At 58.2% G+C, this 18520-nt stretch carries 19 protein-coding genes and 2 pseudogenes; 13 read left to right on the forward strand and 8 right to left on the reverse strand.

What is annotated here, in order from left to right:
- Nucleotides 1–8 precede the first annotated feature (8 nt).
- Nucleotides 9–152 (forward strand): annotated as a pseudogene (locus IB248_RS31805) (ATP-dependent DNA ligase); the annotation flags it as partial.
- Between the two features lie 165 nt (nt 153–317).
- Here the strand turns inward: IB248_RS31805 and hisD are convergent.
- Nucleotides 318–1622 carry a histidinol dehydrogenase gene (hisD, locus tag IB248_RS17335; protein WP_192241358.1) on the reverse strand — a complete coding sequence of 435 codons (1305 nt, stop codon included), beginning with the start codon at nt 1620–1622 and terminating at the stop codon, nt 318–320.
- Nucleotides 1623–1801: 179 nt separating this feature from the next.
- Between hisD and IB248_RS17340 the strand changes: the two genes are divergently transcribed.
- From IB248_RS17340 to IB248_RS31360, 7 genes are all read left to right on the forward strand, one after another.
- On the forward strand, nt 1802–2350 hold the full coding sequence (locus IB248_RS17340; protein WP_018859639.1) for a cupin domain-containing protein: 549 nt from the start codon (nt 1802–1804) through the stop codon (nt 2348–2350).
- A 117-nt stretch (nt 2351–2467) separates the two neighbouring features.
- Entirely contained in the window at nt 2468–3508 is a 1041-nt protein-coding gene (locus tag IB248_RS17345) for an ABC transporter substrate-binding protein (RefSeq protein ID WP_018859640.1), read from the forward strand.
- A gap of 79 nt (nt 3509–3587) precedes the next feature.
- A complete protein-coding gene (locus IB248_RS17350) occupies nt 3588–4652 on the forward strand; it encodes an ABC transporter ATP-binding protein (RefSeq protein WP_192241359.1) in 1065 nt (354 codons plus the stop codon).
- On the forward strand, nt 4649–5827 hold the full coding sequence (locus IB248_RS17355; RefSeq protein WP_192241360.1) for an ABC transporter permease: 1179 nt from the start codon (nt 4649–4651) through the stop codon (nt 5825–5827). The genes IB248_RS17350 and IB248_RS17355 overlap by 4 nt, the downstream gene beginning before the upstream one ends.
- Entirely contained in the window at nt 5824–6606 is a 783-nt protein-coding gene (locus tag IB248_RS17360) for an ABC transporter permease (protein ID WP_192241361.1), read from the forward strand. The genes IB248_RS17355 and IB248_RS17360 overlap by 4 nt, the downstream gene beginning before the upstream one ends.
- 847 nt (nt 6607–7453) lie before the next feature.
- On the forward strand, nt 7454–7732 hold the full coding sequence (locus IB248_RS17365) for a hypothetical protein (RefSeq protein ID WP_192241362.1): 279 nt from the start codon (nt 7454–7456) through the stop codon (nt 7730–7732).
- 292 nt (nt 7733–8024) lie between these two features.
- Nucleotides 8025–8486, forward strand: a complete 462-nt coding sequence (locus tag IB248_RS31360) for a thermonuclease family protein (RefSeq protein WP_210333028.1) — start codon at nt 8025–8027, stop codon at nt 8484–8486.
- Between the two features lie 157 nt (nt 8487–8643).
- On the opposite strand, the gene IB248_RS17375 is transcribed toward IB248_RS31360, so the two are convergent.
- The 6 genes from IB248_RS17375 to IB248_RS17400 are packed head-to-tail and all read right to left on the reverse strand — an operon-like array spanning nt 8644 to nt 13954.
- Nucleotides 8644–9384: an ABC transporter ATP-binding protein gene (locus IB248_RS17375; protein WP_192241363.1), complete on the reverse strand. Its 741-nt coding sequence runs from the start codon at nt 9382–9384 to the stop codon at nt 8644–8646.
- Nucleotides 9381–10151 (reverse strand): ABC transporter permease, encoded by a 771-nt coding sequence (locus IB248_RS17380; protein ID WP_192241364.1) that lies wholly within the window; start codon nt 10149–10151, stop codon nt 9381–9383. Before IB248_RS17380 ends, IB248_RS17375 begins: the two co-directional genes overlap by 4 nt.
- A complete protein-coding gene (locus IB248_RS17385) occupies nt 10144–10977 on the reverse strand; it encodes an ABC transporter permease (RefSeq protein ID WP_192241365.1) in 834 nt (277 codons plus the stop codon). The genes IB248_RS17380 and IB248_RS17385 overlap by 8 nt, the downstream gene beginning before the upstream one ends.
- Before the next feature lie 11 nt (nt 10978–10988).
- Nucleotides 10989–12044: an ABC transporter substrate-binding protein gene (locus IB248_RS17390; RefSeq protein WP_192241366.1), complete on the reverse strand. Its 1056-nt coding sequence runs from the start codon at nt 12042–12044 to the stop codon at nt 10989–10991.
- 12 nt (nt 12045–12056) lie between these two features.
- Nucleotides 12057–12395, reverse strand: a complete 339-nt coding sequence (locus IB248_RS17395; RefSeq protein ID WP_192241367.1) for a ferredoxin family protein — start codon at nt 12393–12395, stop codon at nt 12057–12059.
- On the reverse strand, nt 12392–13954 hold the full coding sequence (locus IB248_RS17400) for an FAD-binding protein (protein WP_192241368.1): 1563 nt from the start codon (nt 13952–13954) through the stop codon (nt 12392–12394). The genes IB248_RS17395 and IB248_RS17400 overlap by 4 nt, the downstream gene beginning before the upstream one ends.
- A 133-nt stretch (nt 13955–14087) precedes the next feature.
- On the opposite strand from IB248_RS17400, the pseudogene IB248_RS31365 reads away from it, so the two are divergent.
- A pseudogene (locus IB248_RS31365) lies at nt 14088–14308 on the forward strand (MBL fold metallo-hydrolase); the annotation flags it as partial.
- A 37-nt stretch (nt 14309–14345) separates the two neighbouring features.
- Here the strand turns inward: IB248_RS31365 and IB248_RS17405 are convergent.
- Complete coding sequence (locus IB248_RS17405) at nt 14346–14543, reverse strand: hypothetical protein (RefSeq protein WP_192241369.1); 198 nt, start codon at nt 14541–14543, stop codon at nt 14346–14348.
- Between the two features lie 36 nt (nt 14544–14579).
- Here IB248_RS17405 and IB248_RS17410 point away from each other — a divergent pair, with 36 nt between their 5' ends.
- The 4 genes from IB248_RS17410 to IB248_RS17425 all read left to right on the forward strand — a co-directional run bounded on the left by IB248_RS17410 (nt 14580) and on the right by IB248_RS17425 (nt 18193).
- The gene (locus tag IB248_RS17410; protein WP_192241370.1) at nt 14580–15218 is read left to right on the forward strand and encodes a hypothetical protein; all 639 of its coding nucleotides are present in this window, start codon (nt 14580–14582) and stop codon (nt 15216–15218) included.
- Nucleotides 15219–15646: 428 nt separating this feature from the next.
- A complete protein-coding gene (locus tag IB248_RS17415) occupies nt 15647–15877 on the forward strand; it encodes a helix-turn-helix transcriptional regulator (protein WP_018859659.1) in 231 nt (76 codons plus the stop codon).
- Complete coding sequence (locus tag IB248_RS17420; protein ID WP_192241371.1) at nt 15874–17136, forward strand: type II toxin-antitoxin system HipA family toxin; 1263 nt, start codon at nt 15874–15876, stop codon at nt 17134–17136. Before IB248_RS17415 ends, IB248_RS17420 begins: the two co-directional genes overlap by 4 nt.
- A gap of 364 nt (nt 17137–17500) precedes the next feature.
- The gene (locus IB248_RS17425) at nt 17501–18193 is read left to right on the forward strand and encodes a DUF599 family protein (RefSeq protein WP_192241372.1); all 693 of its coding nucleotides are present in this window, start codon (nt 17501–17503) and stop codon (nt 18191–18193) included.
- Nucleotides 18194–18520: the final 327 nt, after the last annotated feature.

Here is an 18520-nt window from a genome sequence, read left to right on the forward strand (position 1 = left end):
ACCCGTAAAATCTGGTCTGGGTCCAACCGACACTTATCGCAGAGATCGAATACCGAGCCTCGACGCGTGACGGGAAGCTTCGTCACGCTTCCTATAAAGGGCTTCGGGACGTGCAAGACAATGCGGCTGCCTACGACATTTCTCTCGGTTAAGTGCTTCTTGCTGTATGCCACGGTATCGCATGTCATCGAAGACGGCGGTCGATTACTACCGAATTCAATGAGGCGCTCGCTCAGAAGAAAAGGTCGCCCGGTTTCGTTTGCCGGGCGGCCTCCCACTGCCGCAAAATTTGATTATCGCGATTAGCCCTAATCAGCTCACCTGGTTGCTGCGGCAAGCTGCTGGGGACTTAGGCGAAGCGCTGCTGCGCGGCGGTGGCCCTCAAGCTTTTCTGTGGCACTCTGCCGAACTGCCGCGGGGGCGACTGCTGCAACACCGCGCTCATCTAGCCACTGGTGCGTGGCGATCTTTACATAGGAGCCAACCCAGAGGCCACCGGTGTAACGGCCGGCAGCCATCGTAGGCAACGTGTGGTTTGTGCCGCAGCACTTGTCGGAGTAGACGACGCTGGCCAGTTCGCCAATGAAGAGGGAGCCGTAGTTGCGCAGCTTCTTAGCGGTCGCTTGTGGATCACGGGTATGGACCTGAAGGTGCTCCGTCGCGATGTAATCCGAGTAGGCGATCATGGTTTCTTCATCGTCGACAACGGTGACCTCACCATAATCCTTCCAGGCAACGCTGGCGACAGGAGCTGTCGAGAGAGTTTCAAGCTGCTTCTCTACTTCCTTGATTGTCTCTTCTGCAAGCTTGCGGTCGGTTGTAACAAGGCCGACGCGGGTGCGTACGTCGTGCTCTGCCTGGGCCAGCATGTCAGTTGCGAGGGTTGCAGGATTGGCCGTCTCATCGGCAACGACAAAGATTTCGCTCGGGCCAGCGAGCTGATCGATGCCGACCTGACCGAATACTTGGCGCTTCGCCTCATTGACGAAGGCGTTGCCCGGGCCAACGATCTTGTCGACTGCGGGGATCGTTTCCGTACCGTATGCCATAGCCGCAATCGCTTGGGCTCCACCGACGCGGAAGATGCGGTCTGCGCCAGCGAGATGGCAGCCTGCGATCATCGCGGGATGAGCATTCGGCGGAAGGCATGCGATCACCTGGTCACAACCAGCGACCTTGGCCGGGACAATGGTCATGACCGGTGCCGAGAGGAGGGGGTAACGCCCCCCCGGAACATAGCAGCCCACGATCTCGATAGGAATGACGCGGTGGCCAAGGTGTAGGCCCGGCAGGCTTTCGATTTCGAGTGGCAGGATGGTTCCGAGTTGAGCTTCCGCGAACCGACGGACGTTTGCAATGGCGAACTCAGTGTCTTCGCGGGTTTGCGGGTCGAGATCGGCAATAGCCTTCAGCTTCTCTTCCTCGGTAACCTCGAAGTTCGCGACGTCGGCCTTATCGAACGCCACCGAGTATTCACGCACTGCGGCGTCGCCCCGCTCACGTACGCTAGCGATGATCTCCTTAACGGTCTTTTCAATCGAAGCAGTGTCGGAAACTGCGTCGCGCTTCGGTTCCTTGATCCGTGTAAATTTGCCTTTCAGGGCGTCGAGCCGCGATGTCATGAGGTTCTCCTATGTGCGTGCTGGAACGAAGCATCCCGTACTGAAGCCGCTCAGACAATTGCCCACTAGACAGGTGTTCAGTATTTTCACCACGGCTCAGGGACTTCGCGCATTGTGGATAGGCGCGCGTGCAGACCAATGCCATGCTAGCGAAGGCGCATATTCTAAAGGGAAATCGCATGCCAAAAATTGGGGTGAAGCTCAGAGAGCTACGTCGTCGTCGCGATTTGGGTGTTAGAGAACTTGCAGCACGGTCGGGAATCTCACACTCGACGATATCCCTCATTGAGCGGGATCGGATGAGCCCCTCGATCGACACGCTGAGTGCCGTCTTGGACGCGCTGGGTACCACGCTGCCGGGTTTCTTCTCAGATTTGCAGTCTAGCCTACCGTATACCCCATTCTACACGTCCCAAGATCTCGTAGAAATTGGCAAGGTCGATACGATCTCATATCGAGTGATTGGCCTCGATCATCCCAATAGGCAGCTTCTAATGCTCCACGAGCGTTACGCGGTCGGGGCAGATTCTGGCGAAGCGTTCACCCATGCGGCCCAGGAAGCAGGCATGCTCCTGTCGGGAGCAGTTGAGGTTACCGTGGGCGGACAGCAGAAAATTTTGCGCCCGGGCGATGGTTACTATTTTGACAGCCGTCTTCCACATCGATTCAGGAATGTCCACGATGGGGAGAGTGAAATTCTGAGCGCCATCACCCCGCCCACGTATTAACCCTCTTAGCAGCGCTCACCAGCGGTGAGAATAGTCACCAAGCCCCCAAGGCTCACTTCCAAAAGTGGCAAAACGTGGTTTCCTGTTCGAGGTTCAAACCAACAAAAGGGAACGCCGATGAAACTCCTGAAAGTCTCGCTCATTGCGTCAACAGTATTGGTGACTGGCGTCCTCGCCGCCCAAGCTCGTGATCTCACAGTTGTGTCCTGGGGTGGAAATTTCCAAGACGCACAGCGCAAAATTTTCTTCGAACCATATGCAAAGGAGTCCGGCAAACCGGTTCTCGATGAGAGCTGGGATGGCGGGTACGGTGTTCTCCAGGCCAAGGTTAAGGCTGGAACGCCGAACTGGGACGTTGTCGAAGTAGAGTCCGAGGAATTGGCTCTTGGTTGCGCGGACGGCATCTACGAAAAGATCGACTGGCAGAAGCTTGGAGGTAAGGAGACCTTCCTGCCAGCAGCCGTCAGTGATTGCGGTGTTGGTAACATTGTTTGGTCAACTGGTCTTTCTTACGACGCCGACAAGCTTAAGGAAGCACCCCAGACGTGGGCGGACTTCTGGGATACCAAAAAATTCCCAGGCAAGCGTGGTTTTCGCAAGGGGCCGAAATATGCGCTCGAATTCGCACTGATGGCGGACGGCGTTCCGGCTAATGAGGTCTATAAGGTCCTCAGCGCCGAAGGCGGAGTCGACCGTGCGTTCAAGAAGCTCGACGAGCTAAAGAAAGACATCGTCTGGTGGGATGCAGGTGCGCAACCCCTCCAGCTCCTGTCTTCCGGCCAAGTCGTTATGACAGCAGCCTACAATGGTCGTATCACCGGCATCAACCGCTCCGAAGGCAAGCATTTCGGCTTCGTGTTCCCAGGCAGCGTTTACGCTATCGATAGCTGGGTCATTCTGAAGGATGCTCCCAACAAGGACGCGGGCATGGACTTCATTGCCTACGCAAGCAAAGCCGAAAACCAGGCCAAGTTGCCCGAATACATTGCTTACGGCCTGCCAAATCTTGGCGCCTCCAAGCTCGTGCCAGAGAAATACCAGAAAGAATCCCCGACCTCGGAAGAAAATCTTAAGGGCGCAATTCCCTTGGATGTCGACTTCTGGACGGATAACTCTGAGGAACTGACCCAGCGATTCAACGCTTGGCTCGGTCAGTAACTATTGGTGCGGGGCCTCCTCGGAGGCCCCTTGTCGAACGGCTGTTTCAGCAGTTCGCGTTAGAGAAGAGTCGGCTTACATGACAAACGCCTTTATTCAATTCGAAAAAGTCAGCAAATCGTTCGGGATCATGACTGTCGTCGACAATCTCGACCTCGCGATTGCAAAGGGCGAGTTTGTCAGCATGCTGGGCCCGTCTGGCTCGGGCAAAACGACTTTGCTCATGATGCTTGCGGGCTTCGAGAAGCCGACCAGCGGCGCGATATCTGTTGGCGGGAAGCGTGTCGACGGCCTGCCACCTTACAAGCGCAATATGGGCGTTGTTTTTCAAAACTACGCTCTGTTCCCCCACATGACCGTTGCAGAAAATGTCTCGTTTCCCCTGAAAATGAGGGGTGTCTCCAGATCTGAGATCGTGGAGAGGGTCGGGAAGGCGCTCGATATGGTGCAGTTGGGCGCGTTTCAGGATCGGAAACCGATCCAGCTGTCTGGGGGACAGCAACAGCGTGTGGCCCTGGCGCGTTCGTTGGTATTCGAACCTGAAGTCGTCTTGATGGACGAGCCCCTCGGTGCTCTTGACAAAAAGCTTCGCGAGCAAATGCAGCTCGACATCCGTGACATCCACCGAAGGCTCGGTTTGACGATCGTCTTTGTCACTCACGATCAGACGGAGGCGCTGACCATGTCCGACCGGATTGCGATCTTCAATCACGGGAAAATCGAACAGATCGGAACGCCCGCACAAATTTACGATAACCCACAGACGCAGTTCGTTGCTGAATTCATCGGGGAAACGAACCTTTTAACGGGCAAGGTCAAGAGTGCCGGAAATGGTGTCTTGGGCGTCCATCTCGAAAGCGGCGCAAATATCGAGGTCCGAACCTCGACGATCGCCGACGTGGGCAAACCGGTCAAGGTTTCGGTTCGACCCGAGCGTGTCGAGATCAATTCCGATGCGCCAGCCAGCAATCGCATGAGCGCCACGGTCGCCGATATTGTCTATCATGGCGACCATCTGCAGGTTCGCATTCGCAACCAAGGGAAAGACTTGATCGTCAAGGCGAACCGTAAATCCTCGCCACTGAGCGTTGGCGATGAGGTTGTCGTTTCCTTCTCTCCAGAACAATGCTGGATCGTGGCATGAAGGACACTTGGCTCTGGAAACAAGCCGCATCGTTATTGTTGGTAGCGCCGCTGGCACTCTTTCTCGTCTTCTTCTTCGTCGCCCCGCTCGCGACCATGATGAAGTCGGCAGTATCCGACCCCGTCGCATCTCGTGCTCTGCCAACGGTCGCCTCTGAATTGAAGGAGTGGGACAGGGCGAGCGCTCCCCCAGCTGACGCTCAAAAGGCTTTTGCAGCCGACATCCGGGGCATCCAGGACGACGAGCTTTTTGGGGATCTCGTTCGGCGATTGAACAGCGCCAAATCAGGCTTCCGCACCCTGATGAGTAAGACAAAATCCGCCGTTTCATCCGACCCCAACATTAGCGACCTTACGACGATCGACAATCGCTGGAGTGATCCTGCATTCTGGATTGCTATCCAAGACGCAGCAAGTTCTCCAATAACGGACCGCAACCTGCTTGCCGCCGTGGATTTGACCCGGGACGTAAATGGATCGATCACGAGTGCTCCAGCAGGAACGTCCGCCAATCGGGATACCTTGATCCGGACGCTCACTACCGCCGCTACTGTGACGATTTGCTGCATTCTGCTGGGCATGCCGTTTGCAATGGTCGCATCCTCAGTCACAGGCTGGACCAGGCAGTTGTTGCTGGGCGCAGTCCTGTTGCCACTATGGACATCGCTTCTCGTTCGAACAGCGGCTTGGTTCATCCTGCTTCAGGACAACGGACTAATCAACTCCACACTTCAAGCAGTTGGTTTGACCAGCGGGCCTATCCCTTTGATCTTCAACAGGGTTGGGGTCGTGATCGCCATGACCCACGTGCTATTGCCGTTCATGGTGCTGCCGATCTTCAGTGTGCTGATCAGTATTCCCAAGAATCTGATGCCTGCGGCCGCATCGCTCGGGGCAAATCCGGTCCGCTCCTTCTACCTTGTGCTTCTTCCCCTCTCGCTTCGCGGCGTTGTCTCTGGATCGCTGCTCGTCTTCATGAGTGCACTTGGTTACTACATCACGCCCGCGCTTATCGGCGGTGCCAAAGATCAAATGATCAGTTCGGTTATTGCCTACTATGCGACCGGTGCTGCGAACTGGGGCATGGCCGGCGCACTCGGCCTAGTACTCCTGATAGCGACGATCCTGCTCTATATCGTCTATCTGCGGCTTTCTTCTGAGGAGGCTCGGACATGAAGCCGTTGACCATCGCAAAGCTAGTCTTCGGAGCAGCCGTCGTTTTCTTTCTGATGGCTCCCTTGATCGCAATCTTACCGTTGGCATTTACCAACAGCGTGTTCCTCAACTACCCGATTCCAAGTTTCTCTCTCCGGTGGTTTCACGAACTTCTCACGGCGGACGCCTGGCGCCGCTCGATCTTCAATAGCCTGGTGATTGGTGCTGGAACGACGGTCCTTGCTACTATTCTCGGGACAATTGGCTCCCTGGGCCTTCGCGGAAAGAAGATTTCGTTACTATTTGGGTTCATCCGTACTGTCTTCTTGCTGCCCATGGTCGTCCCAGCGGTTGTGCTGGGGGTAGGGATGCAGCTTATGTTCGCCCAGTACGGTCTCGCCAATACGTATCTCGGCGTCATCATTGCTCATTCGGTTCTCGCTATACCGTTTGTCGTGGTCAACGTGACGGCATCTTTGCAGGGGATCGATCATCGCTTGGAGCACGCTGCGGCGAGCATGGGAGCAGCGCCCCACGTGGTATTGCGAACCGTGACTCTTCCCCTGGCAATGCCGGGGATCATTTCCGGTGCCGTTTTTGCCTTTGCAACGTCATTGGACGAGGTCGTCCTGACATTGTTCGTGGCCGGACCTAACCAACGCACCCTTGCCCGTCAGATGTTCTCTACAATCAGGGAGAATATCAGTCCGGCCATCGCTGCCGCAGCATTCGTCTTCATCGCAGGCACCGTCATCATCGCCCTGCTGGTGAACATTGGGAGGAGGGCGCAGAACGCCTGAGCAGGTGCAAGCTTCTGCCTAGTCATCATTGACCAAGGCACTGAGACCCACGGCGATGCCTTTCTGATCCCGCGCACCCCGGCGGAGCGGGAGAAGGCCAGAGCGATGGCTGAGACAGCAAAAAGATTGCTCATCTCGGTTCCTAAAGTTGGGAGCGCCGCGCCGTCAGATCGGCAATCAGGGCATCCAGCGCAGCGCTGTCTCCGCTTGCTTCTCGAACAGGCCTTCCATCGCCTCGGGTGATCGTGAACGGCACCGGGGCGATAGCGAAGCCGGAACCTGTTGGGTTTTAGCGCGGTGGTTGCTAGTATTGCCAAAGAGACCTTCACCCGGTGGAGACCAAGCATGGCCAAAATGCCCGACCAAAAAAGTGGTGATCCTTTGGTCGGAATGCACACCGTGTCTGGCATCTCTGCTTCCTCAGCGAAGGGGGCGGACACTCCAAACGCCCTTCACTCGATTGTCAGGTCTCTTGGACGCAATCTCACATTTGCAATCGCATTTGCCGCCTTGACCGCCGTGGTCTTAACGGTGCTGATAGCTATACTGGACTGAAATTTGTCTCCGCACGGAGTAAGTTACGCATGGTCATTCCCATGACTGCGCGGCATTCTCTCAGTTGTGGCGGAAAATCCCCGAAGCAATATTCGATATCTCTACAGCAACATGCGCGCCATGCATAGCACTTATCAAGGATAGCCGGACTTCTCCACAGCTTTGGCATGATGGCACAACTTATTATCTGCCTTCCGCAAGTAACACCTCTGGACTCGTTATTTGTATCCCTTGTAACGTTGGTGTCGCGCGAATGTCAGCGCAAACTTGGGTAAACAGGGGTACACAAATCTTGAAGTGCATTCTCGCAGTTGCTGGGGCTATTTCGCTACTCGCATCCACTCACGCCTTTGCAGGCGCCACTATCTCTTACAACACCAACTCAAAGTCTCAGGGCTCGATCATCGGTCAACAGTCCTCTGCTGCCAAGGGTAACGGTGACGTCGTATCCGGTAACGGTACGGGTTCTGGTTTCTTCTCTGGCGACCAGACCACTTCTCCGGGCAGCCGCGCCGACGAAGTGCATAACGCGCAGAGCGCCGCTGGCGAAAACGGCGGTCACAACCGCTGACCAAAGGGCACACATCACACCTAGTGGTGTGTGCCATTACGCCCGACAAGGTTTACGCGCCAATTACATCGGGGAGTGCTGGCGCGACGAATTGCCCGAAGAATGGATGAAAGCGAAATCCCGGCCGATCTGTAAAACTGGTAGAAATCTCACACAACATTCGTTGCGGTTATTCCGAAAGGAAAACCGTGAATGGCTCTCACCGACAAAAGATTGGCAGCGAAAAGCAACACTGCCGTCGCGACAGTCCCTAGGTCTTCAAGGCCATTACGAATCGAGGGGACATTTGGGAATGGGACTGCTTCGGATGCTGGTGCGGCTGTTTGCCGGAAGAGGCCGCCCCCAGTTGCCCCGTGAGACGACGGAACCGTTTCCACCACTAATCCTTCGGGAGCAGGTGGCGTCGCGGGCCATCGGAATCAACCCGGCCCAGCTGCTCCAAATGGAAACCATCCTGCGGGGTCGGTACTGGGTCATCGATGGGGACACCATCGTGATTAACAACATTCGCATGCGGCTTGCCGGCATAGATGCACCCGAACTGGATCATCCTTGGGGCCAGCGGTCGAAATGGGCCTTGATTCAATTGTGCAAGGGCCGGACAGTGACGGCTCGGATCAAGCCCGAACTGTCACACGACCGCATGGTGGCAGAATGTTTCCTGCCCGATGGCCGCGATTTGGGTGCCGAGCTGGTTCGCAGTGGCCTAGCTCTGGACTGGCCCAAATTTCCGGCGGCAAGTATAGGCACTTAGAACCGCCAGATGCCCGGCGCAAGCTATGGCGCGCTCAGGCACGTCAACGCTGCAGGCTTCGAACGCAGGATGATAGCTAGTAATCGACCAGCGCATTCCGTCGGGCGGGTCGCGGCGGTCTGAAAGCGGCTATCAGCGGCGAGATTTGCTTCTTGCTTCAGACCAGTGTGGACAGGCAGCGCTTCTTCAAGTCCGAAAGCCCGAATCCGCCTCGGTCGCGCGGCCTGGGCAAGCCGACTTCGAAAACGTCTCGGATTCTTCCGGGATTGGGCTCCATGACCAAAACCCGGTCCGCGAGGTAAAGAGCCTCCTCGACGTCGTGGGTCACGATGACGATCGAGACGCGGTTTCTCTCCCAGATCGATAGCAGTTCGTCCTGGAGGCGCATCCTCAGAATCGAGTCCAGAGCGCCGAACGGCTCGTCCATCAGGAGGATGTCAGGTTCTTGCGCAAGGGCCCTGGCGATCGCGGCGCGTTGGGCCATGCCGCCCGAGAGCTGTCTTGGATACGCTCTGGCGTAATCGCCGAGCCCGACGAGCTCGAGGTAGTGCCGAACCCGCCCGCGTCTGGCCGACGCGGAAAGGTCGGTGTTGTCAAAGGCAAGGTCGATGTTGCCCTCGATCGTCAGCCACGGATATAGGCGGTGATCCTGGAACACCATACCCACCTTTGCGGAAGCAGAGCCGTCCGGACCGCCGCGTGTGATGGAGCCGCGGTAAGCGTCATCGAGACCGACAATCAGTCTGAGCAGCGTGGATTTTCCACAGCCGGAAGCGCCGACGATGGCGACGATTTCGTTGCGGCGAACCTGGAAGTTGACGTCCTTCAGCACCGGACGCGAAACACCCTCGAGGAGGTAGGACTTGCTTACATGCTCTATGGAAAGGGCGTCCATCATATTTCTCGGTTCCAAGGTGATAGTTTCGAAGTGGCGAGGCGGATGGCAGCGGCGAGAAGCACCCCGCCTACGGCCAGGGCGAAGACCCCGACGATGACGATGTCCATGCGGAATTGATCGCGAGCGCTTGCGATATAGCTTCCAAGGCCTCGACCATTTCCGATCGCATACTCCGCTCCGATGGTGCCGATCCAGGCGGACAGCGCGGCTATCTGCAGGCCTACGTAGATGTTCGGTAGGGCGGCGGGAAGATAGAGGCGGAGGATGCGGGTCGTCGGGCGAAGAGCCAGCGTCTGAGCAACTTCGACCAACGGCCTGGGAACCTGTCGGATACCTTGCTCGGTCGCCAGGAAGAGTGGGAAGAATGTCGATAGGGCCGTGAAAACGAGCTTCGTGCCTTCTCCGTTGCCGAACCACGCGGTGAGCAGCGGTATCCAGGCGAACAATGCGACCTGACGAACCGTGTGAATTGTCGGAGAAAGCCCAAGACCGGCGCCCCGGTACATGCCGGCGACGTAGCCAAGAATAAGGCCAGCCAAGCCTCCGAGGAAGCCGCCCGCGAAAACCCGCAGCATGCTCGCCAAGAGCGCCGCCCACAGTTCGCGCCCCGAAGCGTCGAGGAAAGGCGTCTGGATAACCTGCAGTGGGCTCACTGCCATGGGCCCGGAGAGGAGGCCCGTGGAAGAGGCAAGCCACCATATCGCCGCCGCGGTCATCGGCACGACCGTACCACGGGGAAACGATGTTCGAAGGAGTCGCTCAGCCATTTGCGCCGCTCCCCTTGATAATGAGAGACTCGGCCCGCTTTAGGAGGATGTCCAACACGAAGCCGACGACACCGACCACGATCATGCCGACAATGACAATATCGAGCTGGAAAAGGGTGCGCCCCCAGACCATCATATAGCCGAGGCCGTCGGTGCCCGCGAGCATCTCGACGACGATAAGGGATACGAACGCCTGGCTGAGCGAAAGCCGGACACCGCTGGCGATGAACGGAGCCATCGCCGGGACAGTCAGCTTGAGGAACCGGGTTCGTTTACGAAGGCCCAGAACCTGTGCGACCTCCGTCAATCCGGCTGGGATGTTTCTTGCCCCCTCGGCAGTGCTGATGGCCATAGGCACGAAGCAAGCCTTGGCGAGTATTACGATCTTGAGGCTCTCTTCGATCCCGAGAAGCAAGATTAGGATCGGGAGCCATCCGAGCGAGGGAACGGCGGCCAGAGCCCGGAAGGTTGGTCCGAGGTAGGCGTCGGCGGTCTTGAATTTGCCGATGAGAAGGCCAAAGAAAAACCCGAGCGTGGCTCCGATTAGAAAACCTTCTGCGATGCGCCGGAAGCTCACGGCAGCAGCAGCAAGAATATCGCCGCTTGCCAGGAGGTCCAGAAACGTCTGAACAACCCAGTCTGGCTGGGGCAGAACCTGGGGCGAAACCCAGCCGTTGATTGATGCCGTCCACCAGAGCGCGAGCAGCGCGGCAGGCAGGGCCAGGATCAGAAGACCGGTCCCGGCAAGGGACTTCACCTTCGCAAACCGCACGTTCGGAGCCGCCCGCGGGACAGAAAACTCGTCTTCAGCTCCGAACGTAGCCATTTAATATCCGATCAGTTCTGAAGGACGCCGGTTGCCGAGCGATCTGGCCAGAGCGCCTGGAGGTTCAATGTCTTGACCGCGTTGTCGACGTAGGTGGGGTCGACCCAGGCGTCGAGATCGACGTCGCGGCGGATCAGCTTCTGCTCGCGGTTAAAGTCAATTGCGCTGCGGTAGCGGGCTACGAAGAAGTCGTCGAGACGCGGATTGTACTTCTGACCGAGCTGACTACCGGCATTCGACTTGCTGATGATCTCGACGGGCGATCCGGCCCGCGACCATATCTTGAAGGCCTCCTCACGGTTCTTGTCGTCGGCAAGCCACTGCGCCGCCTTGACGAAACCCGTCACTACTTTCTGGGTGGCTTCTGGATAGGCCTTGCGGAATTTGTCGGTGACCAGAAAAGCGCCGAAACCGTCGCCCGATGCGCCGGCTTCCGACGACTTGTAGAAGATTTTCGCGACGCCCTTGTCTTCCAGCGGCAGGAGGAAATCCGCGCCGAAGACAGCATCCACGCTCTTCGCTGCAATAGCGGCGAGCTGGTCGGCGTTCTTCAGGTCGACGATCGTGATGTCCTTCTCTGACAAGCCAGCGTTCTTCAGCGCCGTGATGAGGCCCCAGTGAATAATCGTCGCCTTCTGGATCGCGACCTTCTTACCCTTCAAGTCAGCGATAGACTTGATCTCGAGATCGGGCCGGGCGGCACCGAAGATGGTTGTTCCGCCGTAGGAAGCCAGGATCACCGTATCGAGGCCGTTCGCCTTGCCGATGATGTTCGGTACTGCGCCGTAGGATGCGAAATCGAGCTGTCCGTTCGAGAGGGCCTCGTTGATTGCCGGACCGGTTCCGGTGAAATAGGTGAACTCGACCTTTGTGGGCGTTCCCTTGAACTCATCTGCAATGAAGCCTTTTGCGTCGGCGATGGCCTGCAGTCCGACCCCGAACGGGGTGCCGAAGCCGAAACCCACGTCGCCGAAGCGGATTGTAGCTGGCGCTTCCTCCGCGTGCGCGGTTGCCGCGCCAAACATGACGGTCGCCGCCAGCAGGAAGGTTGAAAGAAGCCGTCTCATTTGTCTCTCCAGTTAGGGGGTAATAGTTCCGGTCTCGAAAATCCGGTAGCTCATGTCGCCCGCAGTGCCGCGCGGCTTTGCGTTTTTCCAGCCCATCTCGCGACGGAAGCTGCCCATGACGCCTCGGGCCACGAGCTCGCTCTCAATCGAGCCCTCGATCGCCTCCGATAGCGGCGAGACGTAGAGGGCATCAGTCGGGCAGAAGAGCTCGCACAGAAAGCACGTCTGACAGTCGGATTGACGCGCGATGACAGGGATGCCGCTGGGTATGGCATCGAAGACGTTGTCGGGACATGCTTCGACACAAAGGTCGCACTTGATGCAGCGATCCTCGCTGACGATTTCAATCATGATGCTGCACTCAATTGCTGCTGAGATTGGAGAGACGCCCAGACTTCGCCGATACCGCCGGAGTCGATCGAGCGAGCCAGGAGAGGGTTCGTTTCCGGGAAGTCGGTCCGGCGCTGAAGGCCTCGGCTCTCCTTCCGGAGCAGAGCGCTTTCGGTCGCCCAGCGTGCCGTTGCGATCAAGGCTTCCGCCTCACGGACCTTCGCCGCCGGACCGGACCGCCATCCTGCGTCGTGCCATAGGTCGGAGAGCGTCTCAGCCGCGCGCGAAAGGCTATCGTGGCTCCTGAAATAACCTCCGTCCAGGGGTAGTATCTGCTTCTTGGCTAGTTCAATGACGGCGTCCAAATCTCCATGGACCGCGGTGGCACTAACTTCCGCTCGCTCGCTGGCAGGGCGGACGTGTCTCGACTTCCAGGTCGGGCCGAGAGAGCGCACGAATTTGGCCGCATCCTCTCCCGCCCACGAGCCGGTCGCAATCGCCCAGCTCGAATTTGGTCCACCGCCGCCCGTCGACGCGCCGGACATACCTTGTCGCGTGGCCGCGTCGCCAGCGGCAAAGAGGCCGGGTACAGTGGTCGTCGAGCGGTCATCGATCTTCAGACCACCGGTTCCACGGACGGTACCTTCGTGCCGCAGCGTAATCGGGAAGCGCTGAGTAAAGGGGTCGATGCCCATCCGGTCGAACGGAACGAAGATGTTCGGTTGGCCCTTGCGGAAACCTTCCTGGAGGCGAGCGTCAGCTTTGTCGAGAATGGCGTAGACGGGGCCTTTTGTCAGTTCACTTGCCACGACGGCCTGTCGGTCTCCGGGTGCAGTGAGGACGTTTCCGGCTTCATCGCTGAAGGTGCCCCAGAAGTAGACCACGCCCTTTGTTACGCTCGAATAGGCCGGCGAGATGCCATACTGTGCCGAGAACTCCATTCCCGAAAGCACCGCGCCCGCTTCGGCCGCCATGAAGTAGCCGTCGCCCGTCAGATTATTGGTGCCAATTGCGCCGCTTAGGAATGCGCACCCGCCGGTAGCGATGACGACCGCGCCCGATCGTATTTCCAGCGCCTCACCGGTGCGGCGAAAGCGGGCGACCGCCCCCGAGACCGCTCCGTCTGAAACCAGGAGCTCCTCCACGGGACAATGATCGATGACCTTGACGCGGGCCTTGATGAGCTTCTGACGCATGAACCGAAGGTAGTCGGGACCGCGAAGCATTCCGCGGTAAGGACGGCCATCCTCGTAACTCGGGAAGTCGTAACCCCAATCCGCCAGGAGGTCGAGGTTCTGCAGAGTGCGATCAAGCACGCGTTCAATGCGTTCGGCCTCGGCGAAGCCATGGCCAAGCCGAAGTCTCTGATAGACCGTCGCCGCTCGTTCCGTGCTGCCACGACGCGTGTAGATTGTGGTTGTGTTGCCCGCTGCCGTCGCGCCGCTTGTGCCGACGTAACCTTTCTCGATCAGGATCACGCTTGCGCCATTTGAGGCGGCATTCCAGGCGGCCCAGCAGCCTGCCGGGCCCCCGCCAACGACAAGCACGTCCGCCTCGATTTGCATTTCGTTTTTGCTCATGGTCCCTCGCATTATGGAGAAGACTACAAATACAATAGATATTATCGAGATAAGTTGTGTCGGATGATCTTTGCTAAAGGGAAATAATTTCCCCCATTTCCAATTTTGCTGGATAGAAAACGTTTCCAGTGGCTCACGGGGTGGCGGACGACTGATGTTCGCGGGCGACGCGATATTTCCGGTTTCGTTCGATCATCCGGAGTAGCGCAACGGTTTTGAACACGATCCCGAGGAGGCGACCCGCGTGCGGGTTCGTCTGATGCGGGAACTTGCGGCGAACGGCTCACGGCTTGTCTCACGCATTTGCCATTCCCGTCTCTCGGCCGGGTGGCGGCTGGCGATCTATTTCGCTGAGTTCCGGCGCGGTGGGATTTCTGACGGCTGAAGCGCATTAGCTCAGATCGCTGTCGCGCGACAGGTCCGACTTCATACAGCTCAGCCCATTCAACACGCAGTTCGCCGCCCGCGACGTGACGGCGAAGTCGCGGAGCATCCGCTGGTAACGTCGGCGCGCCCGCTCTTCGAAGCCGCGGCAGCCAAATCCGGGCGAGCCAAAGGGCCGGACGATGCGGACGAGGCGAATGTTCACGCGCACCCCACAGAGGCGGATCTCGGCGCCTCTGCTATGGATCCCGAAGACGCGAAAGATGCCGCGGCTGTCGCCGCGGCATACTTGGAACTCCCAAAGCGACAACAGGTCATCGACGTGACCACGTCGGCGTCGACGCTTCCCGCCAGTTTGGACCTGGCCGACAGGCTCTACAGAACGCTCGAGGATCGCGGCCACCGGGTGATCATAGCGGGCACCTTCGAGCCATTCGCACTCAATCCTATCGACCGTGGCGCAGTGATCTTCGGCGGGTCACACCCACGCATGGATTCCGCGCGCCGGCGGCCGACAGTGGCCTACGTAGGGCAGATGCCGTTTGGTCTCGCCGTTCTCGAAACCAGCATTGAGACAACGCTTCGCTATGCTGGATTCGGCCGGTTTCTCTCCGAAAAAGCAGTGGAGGAAGTGGCCGCGCGGAGGGGCCAGCTGGCGGCTGAAACGATGGGTCCCATGCGGATCTCGTCGGTGCCGTGGCGTCAGGAATGGAGCGAGTCGCGGAGTGGCCTGCTGGCCATGCGCGTCGGGACGGTAGCGGGGATCTCGAGGCGGTCGCGAGCCGCGTGGCCGACTGGGGCGCGGGGCGATAGCCCGACACGCAGCAGGCCGGAGGTCACCGGGAACGAGCCGCACCATTTCTCGATTCCGAGAGCGTAGATGTTTGCGATCACCAGTTCATGTCGGCCTTTTGAAGGACATGTCCTCGGATCCTTTGGTGCGACTGTTGTCGTGCATCGACCGGAGGACTCAGCAGGTCGATTTGGCGACAAACTGTTGTCACGCCTAGCGGAGGGCGCCCGACGTGCGATAGGACGTTTTCGCCATCGAAGCTGGATCGGAATCCGATGTTGTGATTTAGTCTGCAAGACTTTCAGTAGGATAGGAACCGCTGCCATTCCCAATCAGCGGGGCCATAACTCCCAATCGGCCGAGGTTTCCCGGCACCGCATCGGCTCCATCTGAATTTCCCGATCGGGAAAATTTTCCAAACACAGATCATCAGGCGCTCGTGATTTTCCCGATCGGGAAAATTTTACTCGACAGGGCGGCTGATGTGCTGTTATTTTCCCGATCGGGAAATAAAGATGGCAAAACAAGTCAGAAGTCCAGCCGATATCGGCGCCCTAGTACGCAGCGCACGCAAGGAGCAAAACTTGCGACAGGACGAGCTTGCCGGGGTCTCTGGAGTTGGCCTAAGGTTCATTGTGGACCTCGAAGCCGGCAAGCCGACAGCTCAGATAGGAAAGGTTTTGCAGGTTCTGCAAACGCTGGGTTGTTCGATTGATATTCTAGCCCCCGGTGAACGTAGAAAATGACGGTTAGGGTTCTCAATGTCTGGTGGGGTGGTCGCATTGTCGGGCAATTCACCCAAGATAAGCATGGCGATATCGGCTTCGCATACGCTGAAGCTTGGCTTGATGACGAAAAGACGCCTCCACTGTCGGCCTCACTTCCGAAGCGTCCACAACCTTTTTCTCGCCGTGAATGCCGGCCATTTTTCGGCGGCCTGCTGCCAGAAGAAAGCCAGCGTCTTGTTGCGGCGCAGGCGTTGGGTGTTTCACCTGCCAACGACTTCGCGCTTCTTGATCGCTTGGGCGGCGACGTCGCCGGCGCGCTTCAGCTTTTGCCCGAAGATCAGGAACCCATCGGGGCAGAACCGATTGCGGATCAGCAAACGGCACCTCTGGATGAGGCAGGAATCGTTCGGATATTGGACGCACTTCCGACACGGCCGCTATTGGCCGGCCAGGAAGGCTTGAGGCTATCGCTTGCGGGCGCCCAATCAAAAGTTCCAGTTGTTCTAGTCGATGGCCAAGTCGCTCTACCGCTTCCAGGCCAGGCGACTACGCACATCTTGAAACCACCAATTGCGCGCTTTCCGGGGACCAGCGAGAATGAAGCCTTCGTGATGAGGCTTGCTGCCGCAATCGGGCTCGACGTTGCTCCCGTCGAACCGAGGTCCGCGAATGGTCGCCCTTTCCTTTTGGTCGAGCGATACGATCGCTACTGCGATGCCGACGGTGTGGTTCGCCGCATCCATCAGGAAGACTTTTGCCAAGCACTCGGTGTGCCACCTGAAACTAAGTATGCAAGCGAGGGCGGGCCGACCTTTAGGGATTGTTTTGAGTTATTGCGGCGGGTATCTGAGCGGCCGGGTCCGGACATCGCAAAGCTTTTGGATGCTGCGATTTTCAATCTCATTGTCGGAAATGCGGATGCCCACGGCAAGAATTTCTCGATCCTTTATGATGATCGTGGACCGCGAATGGCTCCGCTGTACGATCTGCTATCCACGGTGGCCTATCCAGACCTTTCTCCGAAGATGGCTATGCGAATCGGCAAACGCGCAACGCTTTCGGAAATGGACGCCGCTGGTTGGCAGGCTTTCTCGAAGGAGACAGGTGTCGGCTTACTCTTAGTACGCCGTCGGGTGAAAGAACTATCAGATGCCACAGGGGACGCGATTCCCCGATTGTCAGAAAAGATGTCTCCACTTGCCACAAATGCTGTGACGTTAGATCACGTAGCCGATTCGATCGCAGACCGTGCCAAACTCGTGGCCCTGAGCATCTAACTCAACAGCGCCAACCATCTCCGCAGACATAACCCAAATATTGAGTTGTGACCCCGGTCGAAGCGCGTGCGGCCGGCTTGCGGTGAAACCTCCTAAAACCAAGCGTAGCTGCAGAGCAGCGTCGCGCGAGGGCATTGTCAAGGTGAAAAGGGTGACGACGTCCCGAAGCTGGCCATGCTCAGAGAGGCAGCTCGCGAGCACACGGACGCGTTCCTTGTTGCCACCGACATGATTGATGCCGATCAGCGGGAGGCTACGCCGGGGATGCGCCAGCAGCCCTAGCGGACAGCGGTTCAAACGTCGGCCCCTCTTGGAGGACGTCAACGCCCGCGATAGTGTGCGAAAAAGTCTGGCTGGGGGCCGAATGGACACGCTCAACATCGCGTCGCTTGTATTCTTCATCGTGGTGTGGATTGCGATTGAGCCGCTATTGGCTCTCGGGTGGCCACGGCCCAACGATAGCTTGTCCGTAGATATGGTGCGGGTCCGAGCCGCGTGGATGCGCGAGACGCTGACCCGCGACAACAATTTCATCGGCGACGCCGCGATCCTGGGCCACACGATCAATTCCGCGTCCTTCTTCGGCTCAGCAAATCTGATCGTGATCGTCGGCCTCAGCGGCGCTTTGTTCATGGAGCCCAACTACGGAAACGGTGATGGCCTGATCGCTATGTTCGCGGCCAAGGACCCCGCGTGGCTCTTCCAAACCAAGGTATTGCTGATCATCGCCACACTCCTCAGAGGGCTATCGGATTTCATCTGGGCGGTGAGGCAGCTGAACTACTGTTTGGCCGCAATCGGCGCCAGCCCGTCGCGACAAGAAGAGCGCGACATCGCGGCCTGGACCGAGGCGCTCACGCTGGTCCTGAACCCGGCGCTCCGATCATTTAGCGTCGGCGTGAGGTCGTACTACTTCACTGTAGCGGCGGCCTTCTGGTTCCTGGGTCCGCTCCCGTTTGTCGTGGCGACGGTACTCGGCGTCGGCCTGCTGATTTGGCGTCAATCTTGGTCGGATACGGCGAAGGGGATCATGGCGATCCGCAAGCTGCTGGATTGACTTTCTGGCGGGCCATGGCCGACCGAGGGCAATAGTGGGAGAGGGGAGCGCGAACGGAGCTTCTTTTCACCCTGCGCAGCCTGTCAAGCTTTGGGTGGAGACGATGCCGATGGGTTCGACTTCAAGGGCGACCTGGAAGCGGCGGAAAGGCTTTTCCGTTTTGGTGACCAAAACGATACCAGCCCGGGGGTTAGGGCCGCTCCGATCGGCGCCACGTCGCGAACATTCCTGCTGGAGCCTTCATTCTGGACATTCATCGCCGTTTCCTCCTTCCTCACAACGTGCAGGAAGCTCGGCGGTTCACACACTGCCTATTCCAGCGGGAGC

It is taken from the genome of Rhizobium sp. RHZ01 (assembly GCF_014851595.1).
Lineage (GTDB): Bacteria > Pseudomonadota > Alphaproteobacteria > Rhizobiales > Rhizobiaceae > Rhizobium > Rhizobium altiplani.